This window comes from Tumebacillus avium, from assembly GCF_002162355.1.
GTDB classification, from domain to species: Bacteria; Bacillota; Bacilli; order Tumebacillales; family Tumebacillaceae; genus Tumebacillus_A; species Tumebacillus_A avium.
Genome location: NZ_CP021434.1, coordinates 5,072,689 through 5,090,823, shown reverse-complemented (window position 1 = coordinate 5,090,823; position 18,135 = coordinate 5,072,689). Strand labels below are relative to the sequence as shown.

Below are 18,135 nucleotides of genomic sequence, written 5' to 3'. Positions count from 1 at the left end.
ATGAAAAACAATCTGTCCGACCGTCTGGCAGCGCTCACCCCGGAGCAGCGTGCCATCTTTGAAAAACGCGCCAAGGCGAAAAACCTGGCCGCCGAAAAACTGATGCTGAAAAAAGACCGCATTCCCAATCGCGGCCACAAGAACCCGAGCCCGCTGGCGATCGACCAGGAGCGCCTCTGGTTCTTCCACATGATGAACCCTGACGAGCCGACCTACAACGTGTATGGCGCGATCAATATGAAAGGGACGCTGAACGCGCCCGTCTTTGAACAGAGTTTCAATGAGATCGTCCGCCGCCATGAAGCGTGGCGCACCACGTTTGAGATGATCAACGGCCAGCCGATGCAGCTCGTGCACGATGAGCTGTTTGTGCCGATGGAGCTGCTCGACCTGACACACCTGCCCCGCGAAGAGCGCGAAGAGGCGGCGAAACACGCGATGTCGGAAGTGATCCAGATCCCGTTTGATCTGGAAGTGCCGCCTTTGGTGCGCACCAACCTGATCCGCAAGCATGAAGACGAGTGGCTGTTTGTGCTGACCGTGCATCACATCGTCACCGACCGCGTGACCTTCTCGATCTTCTTCCATGAGATGATGGCGCACTACAAGGCGTTCCTGAACAACCAGCCGTCCCTGCTTCCGGAGCCGCAGATCTCCTACGCCGACTTCTCGGAGTGGCAGCGCAAGTACCTGACCGGCGACGTGAAAGACAACCTGATCAACTACTGGAAAAAGACGCTCGACGGCTCTGATTTTGTCCTGAACATTCCGACCGACTATCCGCGTCCGGCGATTCAGGATTTCAAAGGGGCGCGCGTGTTCCTCGACATCCCGATGGAAACGGCGAACCGTTTGAAAGAGATCGGGAAAAAAGAAGGAGCGTCTGCGTTCATGACGCTGCTTGCGGTCTACTATGCGCTGTTGTACCGCTACACCGGACAGGAAGACCTGTTGGTCGGCACACCGTTTGCCAACCGCAACCGCAGCGAGATGGAAGGCGTGATCGGCTATTTCCTGACTTCTGTCGTTTTGCGTGCACAAGTTGATCCGCAGATGACGTTCATCGAACTGCTCCGCCGCGTCAAAGACGTGTCGCTGGAAGCGTATGCGAACAACGACATCCCGTTTGGCCTGCTGCTTGACGAATTGAAACCGCCGCGTGACGGTTCCCGCAACCCGGTCTTCCAAGCGAGCTTTGTCTACGTCGATGTGATGGAAGACAAATTAGAACTCCCGCATCTGGAGCTGAAATACGAGCTGACCGATGCGGAGACGGCAAAATACGACCTGACGATCGGCCTGATGGAAGTTGAAGAAGGCATCACCGGATTCTTCGAGTATGCGCCGGCGATGTTCCGCAAAGAGACGATTGAGCAGATCAACCGCCACTGGATGCACCTGATCGCAGCGGTGGTCGAGAATCCGGAGCTGAAAGTGGCCGAGATGCCGCTTTTCAGCCCGGAAGAGGAGCAGCAGATCCTCGTCGAGTGGAACAACACGGAACGCCCGCGTCCAGAGCGTCCTGTGTTGCATGAGCTGTTCGAAGCGCAGGTGGCGAAAACGCCTGATGCGCCGGCACTGATCTCCGGCGAGCTGACCTTGACCTACAAGGAAGTGGACGAGCGCGCCAACCGCCTCGCCAACTTCCTGCAAGCGCGCGGCGTCGGGCATGAGTCGCTGGTCGGCATCTACATGGGCCGCTCCATCGAAATGATCGTCTCGATGTTCGGCATTCTGAAAGCGGGCGGCACGCAAGTTCTGCTTGAGTCGAGCTACCCGCAGGAGCGCCTCGATAAAATGCTCGATGATGCCTCGATGTCGCTGGTGCTGACGCAAGAGTCGATGCTTGGTCGCTTGCCGAAGCACGGGGCGGAAGAGATTGCGGTCGACCGCGACTGGGCGGTGATCGCCCAAGCCAGCGCTGAGAAGCCGCCGTGCCTGGCGGAAGCGACCAGTTTGGCGTATGTGATGTACACGTCAGGTTCCACCGGCCGCCCGAAAGGCGTGATGATCGAGCATCGCTCGGTGGTCAACACGATGCTTCATCTCATCGAACGCACAGGTCTGACGGCAAGCGACCGCATGTATTTTAAATCGCTGGTCGGCTTTGACGGCACGGTGCTGGAGTACTTCGCGCCGTTCTTGGCAGGCGCTTCCATCGTCATCGGGGCAGACGGCGTACACCACGATCTGGTCTATTTGATCCGTGAAATGAAACAGCAGAGGATCACCGCGACGTCGATGATTCCGTCGGTGATGAACCTGCTGATCGAAACGCCGGGCATCGAAGAAGTGACGACGCTGAAGCACCTGTTCCTCGGCGGCGAAGCGATCTCTCCGACGCTGCGCAACCGCGTGCTGGAAAAGATGCCGCACACCAACCTGATCAACATCTACGGCCCGGCCGAAACGTCCGTCTTTTCCACCGACCACATCTTTGAGCAGGGCGATGACCGTTTCGCTGTTCCGATCGGCCGCCCGATCGCCAACATCAAGGTCTATGTGCTCGACAAGCAGCTCAATCCGGTGCCGGTGGGCGTCTACGGCGAATTGCACATCGGCGGCATCGGCGTCACACGGGGGTATTTGAACCGCCCGGAGTTGGACGAAGAGCGTTTTGTTCAGCACAATCCGTTCCTCGCCGACGGCGGCCGTCTGTACAAGACGGGCGACATCGTGCGCTGGCTTCCGGATGGCACGCTGGAATACCAGGGACGTGTCGACAACCAAGTCAAAATCAGCGGTGTGCGCATCGAGACCGGCGAAGTGGAAACGGCGCTCTTGCAGCATCCGTCGATCCAGCATGCGGCTGTCCTCGTCCGCGAAGATACGCCAGGACAGAAGCGCCTGGTCGCCTATCTGATCGGCGAGGTGACCGCTTCCCACGAACTGCGCGAGTTCTTGAAAACGCGTCTGCCGGACGCGATGATCCCAACTGCGTACCTGTTCGTCGACGAATTCCCGCTCTCGCCAAACGGCAAGCTCGACAAAAAAGCCCTGCCGAGGCCGGAAGTGGACGAAGCGGTTTACGAGCGCGACTATGTGGAGCCGCGAAATGATCTGGAAGACCTGCTGGCCGGCATCTGGCGCGAGATCTTGGCGCTGCCAAAAGTGGGCGTGCAAAGCAACTTCTTTGAGCTCGGCGGCCAGTCGCTCAATGCGATGCAGATGATCGGGCGCGTCCGCGAGACGTTCCAGATCGAAGTGCCGGTCACCAAGCTGTTCTCCGTGACGACGATTGCCGGACTCGCCGAACTGCTCACCGAATATGAGCAAAAACCGGGTCAGGCCGAAGCGATCGCCCGCGTGCGTAAAAAGCTGATGAACATGACAGATGAAGAAAAACGGGCGATGCTCGAAGCGAAGAAAAAGGTCAGGGGGTAAGCGGGATGGGATTTCAAAACGAAGCGGATGAGCTGTTAGCGCTTTTGCTGGAGGAAGAAGGGTTTGACCTGGAAGCGGCGGAGACGATCCAGCCGCGCGATCCGGCCGAAGAGCCCAAGCTGTCGTTTGCCCAGCAGCGCTTGTGGTTTATGTACCAGCTCGATCAAAGCGACCCGTCCTACAACATCTCGGCGGCGGTGCATTTTCAAGGAAAGTTGAACGTGCCGGTGCTGGAAAAATGTTTCGTGGAGATTATCGAACGCCACGAAGCGCTCCGCACCCACTTTTTGACGGTGAACGGGCAGCCCAAGCAGTTGATCGACTCCACATTGGATTTTGCCATCGAAGTGGTCGATCTGACCGGACTGGACGGGGAGGCGCAGGCGGCAGAAGTCGACCGCCTGCTCACCGTCGAGTCGGTCAAGCCGTTTGCGCTGGATCGGGATGCTCTGATCCGCGCCCTGCTGATGAAGACCGCCGAACAAGAGCATATGCTGTGCCTGACCATCCACCACATCGTCTCGGACGGCTGGTCGATGGGCGTGTTTACGGCGGAAGTTGCCGCGCTCTACGAAGCGTTCCTGAATGACAAATCGTCTCCGCTGCCGCCGCTGCAAATTCAGTTTGCCGACTTTGCCGCCTGGCAGCGCGAGGTGATGCAAGGGGAGACGTACGAAAAGCTGCGCAGCTACTGGGTCAAGCAACTGAGCGGCGAAGTTCCTGTGCTGCAAATGCCGGCCGACCGTCCGCACCCGGCGGAGAAGACGATGCGCGGGCAGATGCACACGTTCCGCATCGACAAGACGGTGGCGAAGCAGATCGCCGCGCTTGGACAGCAGGAGGAAGCGTCCTTGTACATGACGCTTTTGGCGGCGTACAAAGCGCTGCTCCACCGCTACTCCGGGCAGGAAGACATCATCCTCGGCACCCCGATCGCCAACCGCAGCCGTCCTGAGCTGGAAGGGCTGATCGGCTTCCTCGCCAACACGCTGGTCCTGCGCACCGACCTGTCGGGGCGTCCGACGTTCCGCGAGCTCTTGCAGCGCGTGCGCACGATGGCGCTGGAAGGGTATGAGCATCAGGACATGCCGTTTGTAAAGCTGGTCGAAGAGGTGCAGCCCAACCGCGACGTGAACGTGTCGCCGCTGATTCAGGCGATGTTTGTGCTGCAAAATGCGCCGAAGCCAACAGTTACGTTTAACGACCTGACCGTGTCGATGATGGGGATCGAAAGCAAAACGGCCAAATTCGATATGTCTTTGTTCCTGACCGAAGATGGGGACGGGCTGGAAGGGGTGTTCGAATACAACACCGACCTGTTCGACGCTGTGACGATCGAGCGGATGGGGCTGCACTACCGCAACCTGCTGGCAGCGGTCGCAGCAAACCCGGACTGCCGGATCGACGAGCTGGTCTTCCTCTCGGAAGCGGAGCGCCGCGATGTGCTGGCGGAAGGATTCTACGAGCTGGAATATGAGCGCGACGCCACGCTGCACAGCTTGTTTGAGCGTCAGGCGATGCTGACGCCCGATGCGGTGGCTGTCGTATCAGGCGAACGTTCGCTCACCTACCGCGAGCTGAACGCGGAAGCCAACCGCCTGGCCCATCATCTGCTGACGCTGGGGGCTGGCCCCGAAGTGCCGGTCGGGATCTACATGGACCGCTCGCAGGAGGTCATCGTGGCGATCCTCGCCGTCCTGAAGACGGGCGGGGCGTATCTGCCGCTCGATCCAACCTACCCGCAGGAGCGCCTGCTGTTCATGCTGGAAGACGCGGCGGCGCCGGTGCTGCTCACCGAGACCTCGATGCAGGCAGACTTGCCTTGCGAAGGCCTGCATGTGCTGGCGCTCGATGCCCAGACGGTGCCGTGGAGTGAAGCGCCGAGTGAGAACCTGCCCGCACAGACCGGGGCGGAAGGCCTGGCGTACATCATCTACACCTCCGGCACCACCGGCAAGCCAAAAGGCGTTCTGGTGCCGCATCGCGGCGTGGTCAACCTGATCCACGATATGCAGCAACGCAAACCGCTGGGCACAGGCGACCGAAGCAGCATCTGGACGAGCTTCGGCTTTGACGTTTCGGTCTATGAGATGTTCACGGCGCTGTTCTACGGCGCGGCCGTCTATCCGGTGCCGGAAGCGGTGCGCTATGACAGCCGCACGTTCTTCAGTTGGCTGCAGGCCGAAGAGATCACCTCGGCGTACCTGCCGCCGTTCATGTGGAAAGACCTCGCCAACTGGCTGGGGGAAGAGAACGGCGCGTTGAGCCTGCACCGCATGATGTCGGGCGTCGAACCGCTTTCCGAAAAGCTGCTTGGATCGATTATTCAACAGGTGCCCGGCCTGCAGATCTTCAACGGCTACGGCCCGACGGAGACGACGATTTCACCGACGTTCTACGTGGTGGATGCGCACGCGCCGGAGCGACAGACGCCGATCGGCAAAGCGGTCGCCAACACCACGCTCTACCTGCTCGACCACAACTTGCAGCCGGTGCCAAACGGCACTGCCGGTGAAGTGTACATCGGCGGCGACATGGTGGTGCGCGGCTATCTCAATCGCCCGGAAGAAACGGAAGATCGCTTCCTGCCCGACCCGTATTGCGGCCAGCCGGACGGCCGCATGTACAAGACGGGCGACCTGGCGCGCCGCCTGCCGGACGGGAACCTGCTGTTCCTCGGCCGCATCGATCAGCAGGTGAAGATGCGCGGGTTCCGCATTGAGCTTGGCGAGATCGAAGCGCAACTGATCGCGTACGAAAATGTGCGGGAAGCGGTCGTCACCGTGCGCGAAGCTCAGCCTGGCGACAAGCGCCTCGTCGCTTACATCGTGCCGGTCGAAAGCGAAGAGAGCCTGGAAGCCGAACTGCGCGCGCGGATCGGCGAACATCTGCCGGGCTATATGATGCCGTCCGCCTTTGTGCTGCTCGACGCGCTGCCGTTGACGCCAAATGGCAAGATCGACCGCAAGGCCCTGCCGGCTCCCGACTTCGCTGCGAACCGCAGCGAGCGCGAATATGTCGCGCCGTCGACGCCGACCGAGCAGAAGCTGGCCGCCTTGTGGGCGCAGCTGCTCGGCGTGGCCGAAGTTGGATTGCACGACAGCTTCTTTGATCTCGGCGGACACTCGCTGCTTGCGATGCAGATGATCGCGCAAGTCCAAGCCGATTTCAACGTGGCGCTGGAAGTGCGCAGCTTGTTCGATGATCCGTCCCTCGGCGGCCTCGCCCGCATGATCGACGAGTCAGAACAGCAGGAAGCCAAGCCGGAGATCGTCGCGTTATCCCGCGAATCCCGTCGGCGCAAGTCCCGATAGCACGAAAAAAGCCATCCCCTCGGGGATGGCTTTGCTATATCCACTTACGAAATCATCAGCACAGCATCCCAGTCCGGCGCTTCGTCTGTGACGAGGCTGAGCAGGGTCAAAGCAACGCCGGCCGCGCCTTCGAGCAGGCCGGGATCGGTGACCGGCTTGCTGTCATCGAAACCAAAGGGGTGCGCTTCCGAAAAGGTGCTGAGCACGAGGCGGGCCAGATCGTCGCGGCACACGGCCAGCTCCGGCTGTCCGGTGTCCGCCTGCATGCGCTGCACGAGATGCATCAGGCCGCCCCAGCCGTGGCAGATCGTCGGGGCGTCCATGCTGTGCTTGCTGTCCTCGCGCTTGGCGATGCCCCGGTAAGCGGCGGCGCCTGCTTCCTGCAAGCTGTCATCGCCAAGCGCCGCGCCGGCCAGCCACACCGCCCGCCCGATGCCCGGTGCGCCGTAGCACCAGGAGTCGCGTACACCAACCGTCGGCGCAACGCCTTCCCGCCAATTGTCAAACGAGACGCGTCCCGGCCACAGCGGCTCGCCGTCATGTGTGACTTGGAAGCCTTGCACGAAATCGGCAGTCCGGCGGATCGCCTCGCGTTGGCCCGGCACTTCGATGCCCTGCAGCAGGGCGAGACTCATCAGCGCCATCGGGCCGGAGATGCCGTGCGACAGTCCGAGGTTGAAACTGCCTTTGGGGAAGGACTCTTTCTCATCGTCGCGGTAATGGTTGTGACAGTGAATGTGCCACGCCGGAACGAGCATCCCGTGCGCTTCTTTCTCGCCGCAGAGCTCGATCAGATAGTGAAGCACGTCGGCAAGCGCCGCCTGCACCTCTTCGCGGTCGGCGAAAGCGAGCAAGACCCGCCCGACCCCGGCCATGCCGCCGATCGTGTCATAGTCGATCATGACGAGGTCATTGGCGATCCCGGCGCGTTTGTCCGGCAGCTGTTCCCGCAACGAGCCGACCAGCGAGCGCAGCAGGCTCCCGATCATCGTTTGATAGCGCTGCCCGTCCCGTGACAACGCTTTGACGGCCAGAAGTATGCCGCCAAGACCTGACCACAGCGAAAGGTTGGGCGCACCTTGCGTCTGCAGGCGCTGCTGGATGGTGACGAGTTGCTGGTGTCCAACAAGATCCCAGCCTGCTTCCGGAAACAGGCGGTCGAGCTGGCCAAACAGCAGGCACAGCCCCGCCGCTCCCGAACCGAGAAACGTGTTTGGGTTGGCATTGGGATCGGCGTCTTTCAAACGCTCGGCGGCAAAGCGCACCTTCTGCAGAACTTCATCACGCAGCTCGGCCGACTCAGTCGGCTGCCACTGCAACTTTTGAACTGCCATCTTCTGCTCCTCCTTTGTTGTCATCGAGGTAGGCGCTGACCTGCAGGTTGTACAGCTCGGCATACATGCCGTCCTGCGCCATCAGCTCATCATGCGAGCCCAGCTCGACGATCTGCCCCTGATCGAGCACCATGATCTTGTCGGCGAACCTGACCGATGAATAGCGGTGCGAGATGAAAATGCCGAGGCGGTTGTTGATCAGCTGCTGAAACTTGTGGAACACGTCCGCTTCGGCCACCGGGTCCAAAAAGGAACTTGGCTCATCGAGCACATAGAGGTCAGCTTCCCGCAGGAACGCCCGTGCGATCGCCACGCGCTGCCATTGGCCGCCCGACAGCTGGTAGCCTTGGGCCAGCCAGCGCCCGAGCTTGGTGTCCAGCCCCTGCGGCATGCCGTCGAGCAGCCCGTCGATCCCGGCGCGCTCGGCAGCGCCGTAGATTTTTCCGTCATCCTGCAGATACGGCAGGTTGCCAAATCCGATGTTGTGCCGCATGTCCGACTCGTACTGCATGAAATCCTGGAACACGACGCCGACGCGCCGCTGCAGCGAATCGAGATCGTACGCCTGCACCGGTTCGCCGTTCAGCAAAATCTCGCCTTGGAAGCCCGGATACAGCCCGGTCAGCACTTTGACGAGGGTGGATTTGCCCGACCCGTTTTTGCCGACGATGGCCAGCGTCTCGCCGCGCCGCAAGGTGAAGGAGACGTTTTTCAGCGCGTCTTCCTTGCGCCCGTCATAGCGGAACGTCACATTGCGAAACTCGACCGTATCGAGCGGCGGCGCTTCCGGCAAGGTTTTTGCGGAAGGCTTTTGCACCGTCGAATCGAGGTCGAGGAAGTAAAACAGCTGCTTGATGTAGAGGTTGTTTTGGCAGAGCTGGATCAGCCCCTGCACGACCGCCTGCGACGTGCTTTGCGTAAGCGTAATCGCCTGCACGTAGCCAAACAGGTTGCCGATCAGGATCTCCTTCGTATAGGACGCGAGCAGCACGAGAAACACCATCGACGAGGTCAGGGTCAGCGTGATCGTCTCGAACAGCAGGGAGATCAGCAGCCGTTTGCGGGCGAGGAGCTTGTCCTGCGCGAAAAACGTTTTCAAGATCTCCATGTATTTGCCGAGCAGATAGTCGCCGAGCTGGTACAGGCGCACTTCTTTGACCGCCTTGTCGTGGGTCAGCAGGTAGCTCCAATACCACGATTCACGGCGCAGCGGCGCGCGGTGGTACTCATATTCGAACTGCTGCTGGGACAATCGCATAAACGATACGAACGACGCGACCGGCATCAGCATCAAAGCAAAGGCGATCCACCATTTCCAGGCGATCAAGACGCCTGCCGCCGAGACCATCGTCACGACGCCGGTGATCACGCCAAACATCTGCTTCATGATCTGATACGGGCGGAACGACGCTTCCTGCTGGGCGCGCTTGAGCTGGTCTTGCACGTCCGAGTTTTCAAAATCGGCAAGGCCCAGCGCCACCGCTTTTTCGATGATCGTCTGGTTGATTTTGTTGGAGAGCCTGGTTTGGAACAGGCCCTCCTGATAGGTCTGCACGAGGCCGATCAGCTGCCGCACGACGACGACGCCGACAAACAGGGCAAACGACGTGTAGAGCACGCTGACTCCTTGTTCCCACGAGAGCATCACCGAGTTGATCAGCTGCGTTGTGACGAGCAGCGCGGCGACCGGGGCGAGGCCTTGCAAGAGCTGCAAAAAGAGCAGGGACAGCAGGGTGAAGGAGTCGACGCTCCACAGCAGCCGGAAGATGCGCGGCCAGAAGACGAACGCTTGGAAAACGTTGCGCAGCGTGACGACTTCTTGCGGTTTGCCTGTGCTCATCGGGATTCCTCCCGGAAGTGGCGCAACGCGTTTAAGCTATGGCGGGCGAGCACCATGATGCCTTTTTCCCGCTTGCGATCGGTGCCGAGCAGTCGGTTCAGATGCAGGTGGATGACGCTGGCGATGATGTTGTTGGGATCGTTGTACAGCTCGCCTGCGCTGCCTGTCGCCCGCACTTCTTCCGCATAGCGGCGCACGGCGTCACGGCGGAGTTGCAGCCCGGCGTAGATCGCCTCGCCTTCCGGATGCGCGCGCAGACCCCCCCAGTCATCGGCCGAGTTGGCGATCGACATCAACAGCTTGCGGTCTCTGCGGAACGCTTCTTGCTGTTCTTTGTGCGGGAAGCGCATATCCAGCCAGCGGAACGCTTCGGAGAAGGACAGGCCGAAGTTTTCCAGATAATCGATCACCGAGACGGCGCCGACCTGATCGAGGGTCAGGCTCATCTTCTGGAACCGTTTGCCGAACAGCCATTGCGCGGTGGCGATGCTGTCGGCTGCGAACAGGGACTCGACCGTTTTCATCAGCTGAGGTCCGCCATAGCGCTCGATCTCCGGATCGTAGGTGTCGAAGGTGAGATGCGAGATCAGGCCTTCTTTTTGCAGCTCCAGCGCCCAGTGGTGCAGGCGGGGCATAAGCTCTGCGCCGATCCTTTGCGGTTCGCCTTGGAAGCGCAGGCGGATGTGCGGGCCGTCATCGACATAGCGCATGAAGTACGACTTGTGCACAAGACCCTTGTCCTGCACATCGCGGCAAAACTCGCGCATCTGCCCGCCGATCAGCTCTTCCTGGCGGGCGCTGACTCCGTAGAGCTTGACGAACAGCCAGGAGCCGCCCGGCAGCGCCAGCCGCTCTTGGGCGGGGATCGAAGGACGGCTGCTCATGCGCAGCCGCGAGCCGGACGCATCGTCCGCCTTGATCAGCGGGATCACCACTTCGTTCAAAAGCAGGCCGTCCGGGGAGTCGATGCACAGCTCGTCGAACCCGGCGCCCATCTCGATCAGTTTGACTTCGTTTTTGGAGAACTCTTTTTGCAAAATCTCCAGATGCAGCGGATGGTCGAGATCGAGCAGGATGCGGTTGTCCGCTTCCAGCAGGTACACGTAGCGCGGCACTTTCCATGTCGCGCGCCACAGGCTGAAACTCGCTTGCCACTCTGCATCTTGCATATTCTTGCGCAGGTCGGATGTGCTCTCACTAAGCTGCCAGGCGGCTGGCAACAAGACCGTGCGCCCGTAGCGCACGCGGGGCAGGAACGGTGCATGGTCCATCACTTCCCAGCGGAACGGCTGCCACATCAATTGATGTTCCGAGGCGATCTCGCGCAGGAAGCGGTACAAGTTCGGCGAGTGGCGCGGGTTGAGCATGTGCCCGGCCTTGGGGATCACCTGCTTGCCGAGCGAGCGCGACTTCAGGTACAGACCGTCATCCGTGCAGCCAACGACCAGGTCGGACACCGGCAAGGTGTGGGCGGCGTCTTTGGAGGAGTTGGTGCCCATCGCCATCTCATACGGACGGCAGTGGTCGGTCAGCACGACGTTGGTCGCACGTCCGGCCGACGGCAGAAACGCCACTTCCACCAAAAGGGCATCGGGCGCCAGACGCTGCTCCGCTTCCTGCACCGAGGCGAGCTGTTCGCGAGACGCTTCGGGGAGGAGATCCACAAAGCGGCCAAACGTCCGTCCCGCGCCGTCCGATCCGGCCATAGGACCTACGTGCAGGCGGAAATCCCCTTCCTCAAGCGCCGCATGCGATGTGGCGGCGAGGGTGAAATACATCTCCATCGAGGAAGGCAGTTTCGCCGTCTGCACGTCGTTGCCAAGCTCGGCGATCATCTCGTCGGTCAGTTCGACTTCGATCGCCCCTTGCGCCAAGGCTTTGGCCAGCCAGTTGGTTTGCAGGGCGAGGCGCTTTTTCGTTTCCTCGCTGCGCTTTTGCGTTTCCTGGCGGCGGCGTGACGCCGGATTTTCATAGCCGGCCGGCGCGCCGAGACCGCGGTCTTCATCGAGCAGCTCCAAGAGCGGAATCTCGCGGTACGGCCCGTATTTTTCCATAAACTCTGTGCGGTAGCCATCCCAGCTCGGATAGCCGACGCGGGTGCCGGAGAGTCGGAACAAGACGGATGCTGCTTTGGCCGCTTCTTCGGCCGCTGCCGACGGCAAGGTGAGCTGGTCACGAGAGAGGGCGAGGTCGACTTGGAGCGGATTCTTCACATCGCCAAGTGCTTTCATCTCGGCGACGAGTTCGAGGAACAGCGTGTCGCCTTCGCCGATCGGCAGGCTGTCATAGACGGCAAGTTTGTCGGCGATGGCCAGCAGTTTGGCGCGCAATTCCTCGACGCCTTGCAGACTGGCGATGCGCTCGAGCAGATAGTCGAACGGCGAAGTGATCGTCGTCGGCGGGCGCAGTTCGGAGATCAGGTATTCTTGGCGGAACAAAGTGAGCAGGAAGGTTTGCACCGTCTCCTGCGGGGCTTGAAATTCGGCTGCGAGCTTGGCGAGCAGCTCAGCGAGCACGATCGGCTCGGCCGTCTCTTCCAGCACGCGGTGCAGCACCGGCGTGGCGCGGACAGAAACGGTGTCCATCGAGATACGCCCCTGATCGTCTCTTTGCCCGTAGCGGGTGACGTAGGGGAGTTTGGCGCGGGAGCCGTCGAGGGAGATCATCGTGTTCGAGCGCACTTTTAGTTGCAGAACGACCGCGTTGTCCGCTTCGATGCTTTCAATGACTTTCAGCAGCCATTCCATGTCGGGGCGGGCGCGCTTTTGATGGCGCAGCGCCTGGTGCACAGAGAGCTGCGCCCGCTCGGCAAACGTGCCGGTGGTGACGCCGGAAAACAGGCCAAACGGGGTCGGGCGCGACATCATCCGCAGCAGATAGCGGAGGAAGCCTTTCACCGCCTGATCTTGTTTGCGGGGATCTGATGTATGAGTTAAATTGGCAAGCGAATTCAAAAGTGACGGCGAGGCGATGGCGATCGCTTCGCGGATCATCCCTTCTTGGGCGAGTTCGGCCAGCTTGGCCACGCTGTCCGCTCTCAGGTCAACCGCATGTGCGGCATCCTGGGGGAACAGCTGCTGGAACAGCTCCAGGGACAGGACAGGAGATCGCAGCATAAAGAAATCAAGCGGCCGAAACAACGATTTTTCAAGCGTAGGAGTCTGTTGCTTGGTACTGGTAGAGTTCATATAAATCTCCTTCCGTTAAATAAGTTGTTTTTAAGATTATACCTCAATGCTTAGTCTATTGACAATTTTCAGGAAACGGAAGAACGGTTTGTTTTCGCCTTTATATTCAGAATAGAAAGATTTATATTGACTTCTGGTAAATTTGGTACTATATTCTAGTTAGATCATATTGAAGTTATCAATTAACTAGGAGGTCAGTAAACATGGAAAACCATTTCGACCTGGATGTTCAAGTAGGAGAAGCAACTGTAGACGTTACACGCAGAGACTTGACAGGCAACACTTCTTGCTTGATTAGCTGCGACATTGACATCTAAAATGTAGAGGAAAGCGGAAAGTCCTTCGGAATCACGCCGAAGGATTTTTCTTTTGTTGGATCATGAAGAGGGGGGCACAGGATGAAGACGATTGGGATGCTGGGCGGGATGAGCTGGGAGAGTTCCTTGGAATACTACCGCCTGATCAACACGATGGTCAAAGAGCAGCTGGGCGGCTTGCACAACGCCAAAAGCGTGATGCACACGGTGGATTTTGCCGAGATTGAGCGTTGCCAGCGCGAAGGCAACTGGGAGCAGGCGACCTCACTGCTGGTCGAAGCTGCGCAAAGCGTCGAGCGCGGCGGAGCTGATTTTCTGATCATCTGCACCAACACGATGCACAAGATGGCAGATGAAGTGCAGGCGGCGATCGGAATTCCTCTGTTGCATATCGCCGACGCCACCGCCGAAAGGATCAAAGGGCAGGGGCTGAAAAAAGTCGGCCTGCTCGCCACGATCTATACCATGGAGCACGATTTCTACAAAGGCCGCTTGCAGGAGCATGGTCTGGACGTTCTGATTCCAAGTCCTGAGCCGCGCCATGAGGTGAACCGCATTATCTATGAAGAGCTCTGCCAGGGGCAGATCTTGGAGAGCTCCCGCCATTTCTATCGTCAGGTCATCGAAGACCTCACCCGCCAAGGCGCGGAAGGCATCATCCTCGGCTGCACCGAGATCGGACTGCTGATCAAGCAGGAGGACAGCTCCGTGCCGCTGTTTGACACCGCCCGCCTGCATGCGGAAAAAGCGGTGGGGGCAGCTTTGGAATAAAGGAATCCAGCAAAAAAAACCTTTCGGAAGCGAAACCGAAGGGCTTTTTATTTTGGCATGATATAGACCGTGAACGTGCCGGGATACATGCATCCGGAAAGCCGGTATTCGTAGGCTTTACCGAAGTCAAGTTGCTGCAGTTTCGGACTGCAAGTCAGCTCGATGATCTTGTCCGGGCCAAATGCGTCCTCCGTCGTGTCCAGCCGCACGTGCAGTTCGCCTCGCCAATAGACGAGATCGAGATAAATCGGATCGCCTTCAGCCGTCGGGGAAACGATCCGAATTCCATCGGCTTCCCAATTTTCCACACGTTCCGCAAACTCCCGAAAACGCCGGTCGTCCGCAGGAGTATTCAGCGCTCCGTAATCCACCACGCTGAGTTCCTTTGGAACGGCAACAGAATCAAGCATGGTGCCTGCAAACAGCAGTGCAGCGAGTAAAATCCATAGTTTCTCCGTCAGTCCTTTCATCCTCGTCCCCCCTTTGATTGGAGAGACGCACGACTCACTCAGAAGGTTCCATGAAATCTAAAAATTACGGAAGGGTTGCGTAGTTCAATATCGAAATAGTAATCAGACACTATTATTAATTAAGCTACACGCATAACGTGAACATTGAACTGAAAGAGGAGATTTGCAAATGACAACGATGAGACCTGCAGCAGATAAGTGGATGGCCCGGCAGAAATTGAAACCGAATGCGCGGTTGCGCTTGTTCTGCTTCCCGTATGCGGGAGGGAGCGCTGCGATCTACCGGGGATGGCAGGAAGAGATGCCGGCGGAGATCGACGTGTGCCCGGTGCAGCTGCCAGGACGGGAGAGCCGCTTGCTTGAGGAGCCGTTTACGCACATCGAACCGATGGTCAAAGCGCTGGTCGAAGCGCTCAAACCGCATATGGACCGCCCGTTTGCCTTTTTTGGCCACTCGATGGGGGCGTTGATCGCTTTTGAACTGTCCCGTGAACTGCGCCGCCAGAAGCTCGGGCTCGAACCCCTGCATCTGTTCGTCTCGGGACGCGGCGCGCCGCAGCGCAAGATCGAACGCGATCCGGTGCATAAGCTTCCGCACGACCAGTTCGTCCAGCGCCTGCGCAACCTGAACGGCACGCCGGAAGCGGTGCTGCAAAATGAAGAGCTGATGGAACTCCTGCTCCCGATCCTCCGCGCCGACTTCGAAGTGAACGAGACGTACGAGTACCAGGACGAAGCCAAGCTGCACATCCCGATTCACTGCTTCGGCGGTACGGGCGATGTTGATATTTCGCTGGAGAAACACGACGCCTGGCGCGACCAGACCACCGAAGCGTTCCAGTTGAAGATGTTTGAAGGCGACCATTTCTTTTTAAACAATCCGGCGATTCGCCAAGACCTGCTGCAGGATTTGTCTGCTGAGCTGAAGCGAATTGTCAACCTGTTTTAACCTTTAGGAGGGGTTGGCGTGCTTAAGAAAATTATGCTTGTCTCGCTTGCGGTCGTGCTCGTCTTGATCGCAGCCGCCAGCGGAGGCAGCTATTACATGGTGCAGCGTGCGCTGCCGACGATCGAAGGCGAGATCCTCACCGGCGTCGAGAAGCCGGTGCGCATCGTCCGCGATCAATACGGCGTGCCGCACGTTTATGCAGAAACGGAAAAAGACCTGTTCTTCGCCCAAGGCTATGTCCAAGCCCAAGACCGCATGTTCCAAATGGAACTGTCCCGCCGCAGCATCGGCGGACGACTGGCGGAAGTGATGGGCGAGAAGATGGTCAAGATCGACCACTTCAACCGCACGATCGGATTCCGCCGCGCGGCAGAAGAAGGCATGTCGAAAGTCCAACCGGAAACGATGAACGCCCTGCAAAGCTTCGCCGACGGCGTCAACGCCTACCTCGAAGACCACCAGGACAATCTGCCGGTCGAATACACGATGCTTGGCTTCAAGCCTGAGCCGTGGACGCCGCTCGACTCGCTGTCGATCGGCAAATACATGGCCTGGGAGCTCGGCACGAACATGCGCACCGAGCTGTTCATGGGCGTCGCACTCCCGAAATTGGATGACGAAAAGCTGATGTCGCTGCTCTTCCAATACCAGGATGCACACCCGACCATCGTCCGCCAGACGGAGATGGAAAAAGCGATCGAAGTCGACTCCGCAGCGGAGCGCCCGCAAGCAGCACTTTCCAAAGAGACGGTCGACAGTCTGTTCGCCACCCTCGACCTCGCCGAACAAAAGGCGCTGCCGGGCGAAGGCCTCGGCTCGAACAACTGGGTCGTCTCCGGCGACAAGACCGAATCTGGCAAACCGCTGCTCGCCAATGACATGCACCTCGGTCTGGGCGCGCCGTCGACCTTCTACCAGAATCATCTCGTCATGCCGGGCAAATACAACGTCTCCGGCGCGATCTTCCCGGGTGTGCCAGGCGTCATCGTCGGCCACAACGAGCAAGTCGCCTGGGGCTTCACCAACCTCGCCCCGGACGTGCAAGACCTCTTTATTGAAAAGCAAAATCCGAACAACCCGCACCAGTTCGAATATGATGGCAAGTGGTACGACGCGAAAGTGATCCAAGAAGAGATCAAAGTCAAAGGGGCAGAGCCGGTCAAAGCGGAGATCGTCATCTCCCGCCACGGCCCGATCATCACCAATACGCTCGACTCCTATGTCTCCAAAGACCAGGAGCCGTCACAGACGATCCGCACGGCCGAGAAAGTCGAACAGCCGCTGGCTCTGCGCTGGACGGCGCACGATGCGACCGACGAGATCACCGCGATGCTCAGCTTCAACAAAGCGCAGAATTACGAAGAGTTTGAAGCGGCGATGCAGCTGTTCAAAGCGCCAGCGCAAAACGTTGTCTATGCGGACGTTGCAGGCAACATCGCCTACCACGCGATGGGTTCGATCCCGATCCGCAAGAAAGGCGACGGCCTGTCGCCGGTGCCGGGCTGGTCGAGCGAATATGAATGGACGGGCTACATCGGCTGGGATGAACTGCCGCACGCGATGAACCCGGAAAAAGGGTATTTTGCTTCGGCAAACAACAAGCCGGTTGACGGCGACTACCCGTATCACATCTCCTACGACTATGACCTGCCGTACCGCGCGACCCGCATCGGGCAGATGATCGAGGAGAAAGACAAACTGACGCTCGAAGACATGGAACGGATGCAAAGCGACTGGCTGAACCTGCAGGCCAAAGAGCACGGCCCGGTGTTCATCAAGGCGCTGGAAGGCGCTGAGTTGAACGAAACGGAGCAAAAGGCGTTTGACGTGCTCAAAAAATGGTTTGAGAACCCGCAGGACGATCCGAAGCTGGCCGGTCCTGTCGTGTATCACGCGATGTACAACAAGATGTACACCCGTTTCTTTGAACCGCACCTGACCGAAGAGTTTTACTACCATTTCAACCGCACGGCGATGCCGAACTACGGTCTGGAAGTCATTTTGCGCGATCCTGACCCGATCTGGTTTAAAGGCACAGACGACACGAAGGAGAAGGCGATCATCGATTCCTTCAAACAAGCGGTGGCCTGGATGGCAGACGAAAACGGCAAGAACCCGGAGAAGTGGCAGTGGGGCAAAGTCCACACGATCACCCTCGCGCATCCACTCGGGGCGATCAAGCCGCTCAATATGCTGTATAACAACGGTCCGTACGAGTACGGCGGCTCCAACGGCACGGTGGGCATGGCCGGCTTCTCGCGCGGCAGGCCGTTTAGCATCGTGCTGGGCGCTCCGTGGCGTTTTGTGATCGACATGAACGATGTCAATGGCGCCAAAGATGCGCTGACGATGGGCGCATCGGGCCAGCTCGGCTCTGACCATTATCAGGACCAGACCGACCTGTGGCTGGAAGGCCGTTACAAGACGATGCACTTCACGGAAGCTGATGTGGAAGCCAGCGGGGAGCGCATACTGACCCTGCAGCCGGAATAAATTAACTTAAACCTGACTTCGGCACTTTGCGAAGTCAGGTTTTATCTTGTTCAAATCTTGAGTCAGGAATAAACT

General features: G+C 59.1%; 10 protein-coding genes. 6 read left to right on the top strand and 4 right to left on the bottom strand.

Annotation, left to right across the window (positions count from 1 at the left end):
- Both CBW65_RS23370 and CBW65_RS23365 read left to right on the top strand, forming a co-directional pair.
- Window positions 1-3,384 (top strand): non-ribosomal peptide synthetase, encoded by a 3,384-nt coding sequence (locus tag CBW65_RS23370; protein ID WP_087458957.1) that lies wholly within the window; start codon window positions 1-3, stop codon window positions 3,382-3,384.
- Window positions 3,385-3,389: 5 nt separating this feature from the next.
- Window positions 3,390-6,698: a non-ribosomal peptide synthetase gene (locus CBW65_RS23365; protein ID WP_087458956.1), complete on the top strand. Its 3,309-nt coding sequence runs from the start codon at window positions 3,390-3,392 to the stop codon at window positions 6,696-6,698.
- Window positions 6,699-6,742: 44 nt separating this feature from the next.
- Here the strand turns inward: CBW65_RS23365 and CBW65_RS23360 are convergent, their stop codons facing one another.
- The 3 genes from CBW65_RS23360 to CBW65_RS23350 are packed head-to-tail and all read right to left on the bottom strand — an operon-like array spanning window position 6,743 to window position 13,060.
- The gene (locus CBW65_RS23360) at window positions 6,743-8,032 is read right to left on the bottom strand and encodes a lanthionine synthetase C family protein (protein ID WP_157722150.1); all 1,290 of its coding nucleotides are present in this window, start codon (window positions 8,030-8,032) and stop codon (window positions 6,743-6,745) included.
- The gene (locus CBW65_RS23355) at window positions 7,998-9,872 is read right to left on the bottom strand and encodes an ABC transporter ATP-binding protein (RefSeq protein WP_087458954.1); all 1,875 of its coding nucleotides are present in this window, start codon (window positions 9,870-9,872) and stop codon (window positions 7,998-8,000) included. Before CBW65_RS23355 ends, CBW65_RS23360 begins: the two co-directional genes overlap by 35 nt.
- Window positions 9,869-13,060 carry a lantibiotic dehydratase gene (locus CBW65_RS23350; protein WP_087458953.1) on the bottom strand — a complete coding sequence of 1,064 codons (3,192 nt, stop codon included), beginning with the start codon at window positions 13,058-13,060 and terminating at the stop codon, window positions 9,869-9,871. The genes CBW65_RS23355 and CBW65_RS23350 overlap by 4 nt, the downstream gene beginning before the upstream one ends.
- Window positions 13,061-13,263: 203 nt before the next feature.
- Between CBW65_RS23350 and CBW65_RS25435 the strand changes: the two genes are divergently transcribed.
- Both CBW65_RS25435 and CBW65_RS23345 read left to right on the top strand, forming a co-directional pair.
- Window positions 13,264-13,377, top strand: a complete 114-nt coding sequence (locus CBW65_RS25435; protein ID WP_198299705.1) for an FDLD family class I lanthipeptide — start codon at window positions 13,264-13,266, stop codon at window positions 13,375-13,377.
- Between the two features lie 81 nt (window positions 13,378-13,458).
- The gene (locus CBW65_RS23345) at window positions 13,459-14,148 is read left to right on the top strand and encodes an aspartate/glutamate racemase family protein (RefSeq protein WP_087458952.1); all 690 of its coding nucleotides are present in this window, start codon (window positions 13,459-13,461) and stop codon (window positions 14,146-14,148) included.
- A gap of 47 nt (window positions 14,149-14,195) precedes the next feature.
- Here the strand turns inward: CBW65_RS23345 and CBW65_RS23340 are convergent, their stop codons facing one another.
- Complete coding sequence (locus CBW65_RS23340; RefSeq protein WP_087458951.1) at window positions 14,196-14,618, bottom strand: DUF4362 domain-containing protein; 423 nt, start codon at window positions 14,616-14,618, stop codon at window positions 14,196-14,198.
- A 169-nt stretch (window positions 14,619-14,787) separates the two neighbouring features.
- On the opposite strand from CBW65_RS23340, the gene CBW65_RS23335 reads away from it, so the two are divergent.
- Together CBW65_RS23335 and CBW65_RS23330 are read left to right on the top strand one after the other, a co-directional pair.
- Window positions 14,788-15,567: a thioesterase II family protein gene (locus tag CBW65_RS23335; protein ID WP_087458950.1), complete on the top strand. Its 780-nt coding sequence runs from the start codon at window positions 14,788-14,790 to the stop codon at window positions 15,565-15,567.
- Between the two features lie 18 nt (window positions 15,568-15,585).
- On the top strand, window positions 15,586-18,060 hold the full coding sequence (locus CBW65_RS23330) for a penicillin acylase family protein (RefSeq protein WP_087458949.1): 2,475 nt from the start codon (window positions 15,586-15,588) through the stop codon (window positions 18,058-18,060).
- Window positions 18,061-18,135: the final 75 nt, after the last annotated feature.

Bases quoted from the DNA above. Each gene is read 5' to 3' on its own strand.
- CBW65_RS23355 (WP_087458954.1), bottom strand. From the start codon at position 9,872: ATGAGCACAGGCAAACCGCAAGAAGTCGTCACGCTGCGCAACGTTTTC.
- CBW65_RS23345 (WP_087458952.1), top strand. From the start codon at position 13,459: ATGAAGACGATTGGGATGCTGGGCGGGATGAGCTGGGAGAGTTCCTTG.
- CBW65_RS23335 (WP_087458950.1), top strand. From the start codon at position 14,788: ATGACAACGATGAGACCTGCAGCAGATAAGTGGATGGCCCGGCAGAAA.
- CBW65_RS23350 (WP_087458953.1), bottom strand. From the start codon at position 13,060: ATGAACTCTACCAGTACCAAGCAACAGACTCCTACGCTTGAAAAATCG.
- CBW65_RS23370 (WP_087458957.1), top strand. From the start codon at position 1: ATGAAAAACAATCTGTCCGACCGTCTGGCAGCGCTCACCCCGGAGCAG.
- CBW65_RS25435 (WP_198299705.1), top strand. From the start codon at position 13,264: ATGGAAAACCATTTCGACCTGGATGTTCAAGTAGGAGAAGCAACTGTA.
- CBW65_RS23340 (WP_087458951.1), bottom strand. From the start codon at position 14,618: ATGAAAGGACTGACGGAGAAACTATGGATTTTACTCGCTGCACTGCTG.
- CBW65_RS23360 (WP_157722150.1), bottom strand. From the start codon at position 8,032: ATGGCAGTTCAAAAGTTGCAGTGGCAGCCGACTGAGTCGGCCGAGCTG.
- CBW65_RS23365 (WP_087458956.1), top strand. From the start codon at position 3,390: ATGGGATTTCAAAACGAAGCGGATGAGCTGTTAGCGCTTTTGCTGGAG.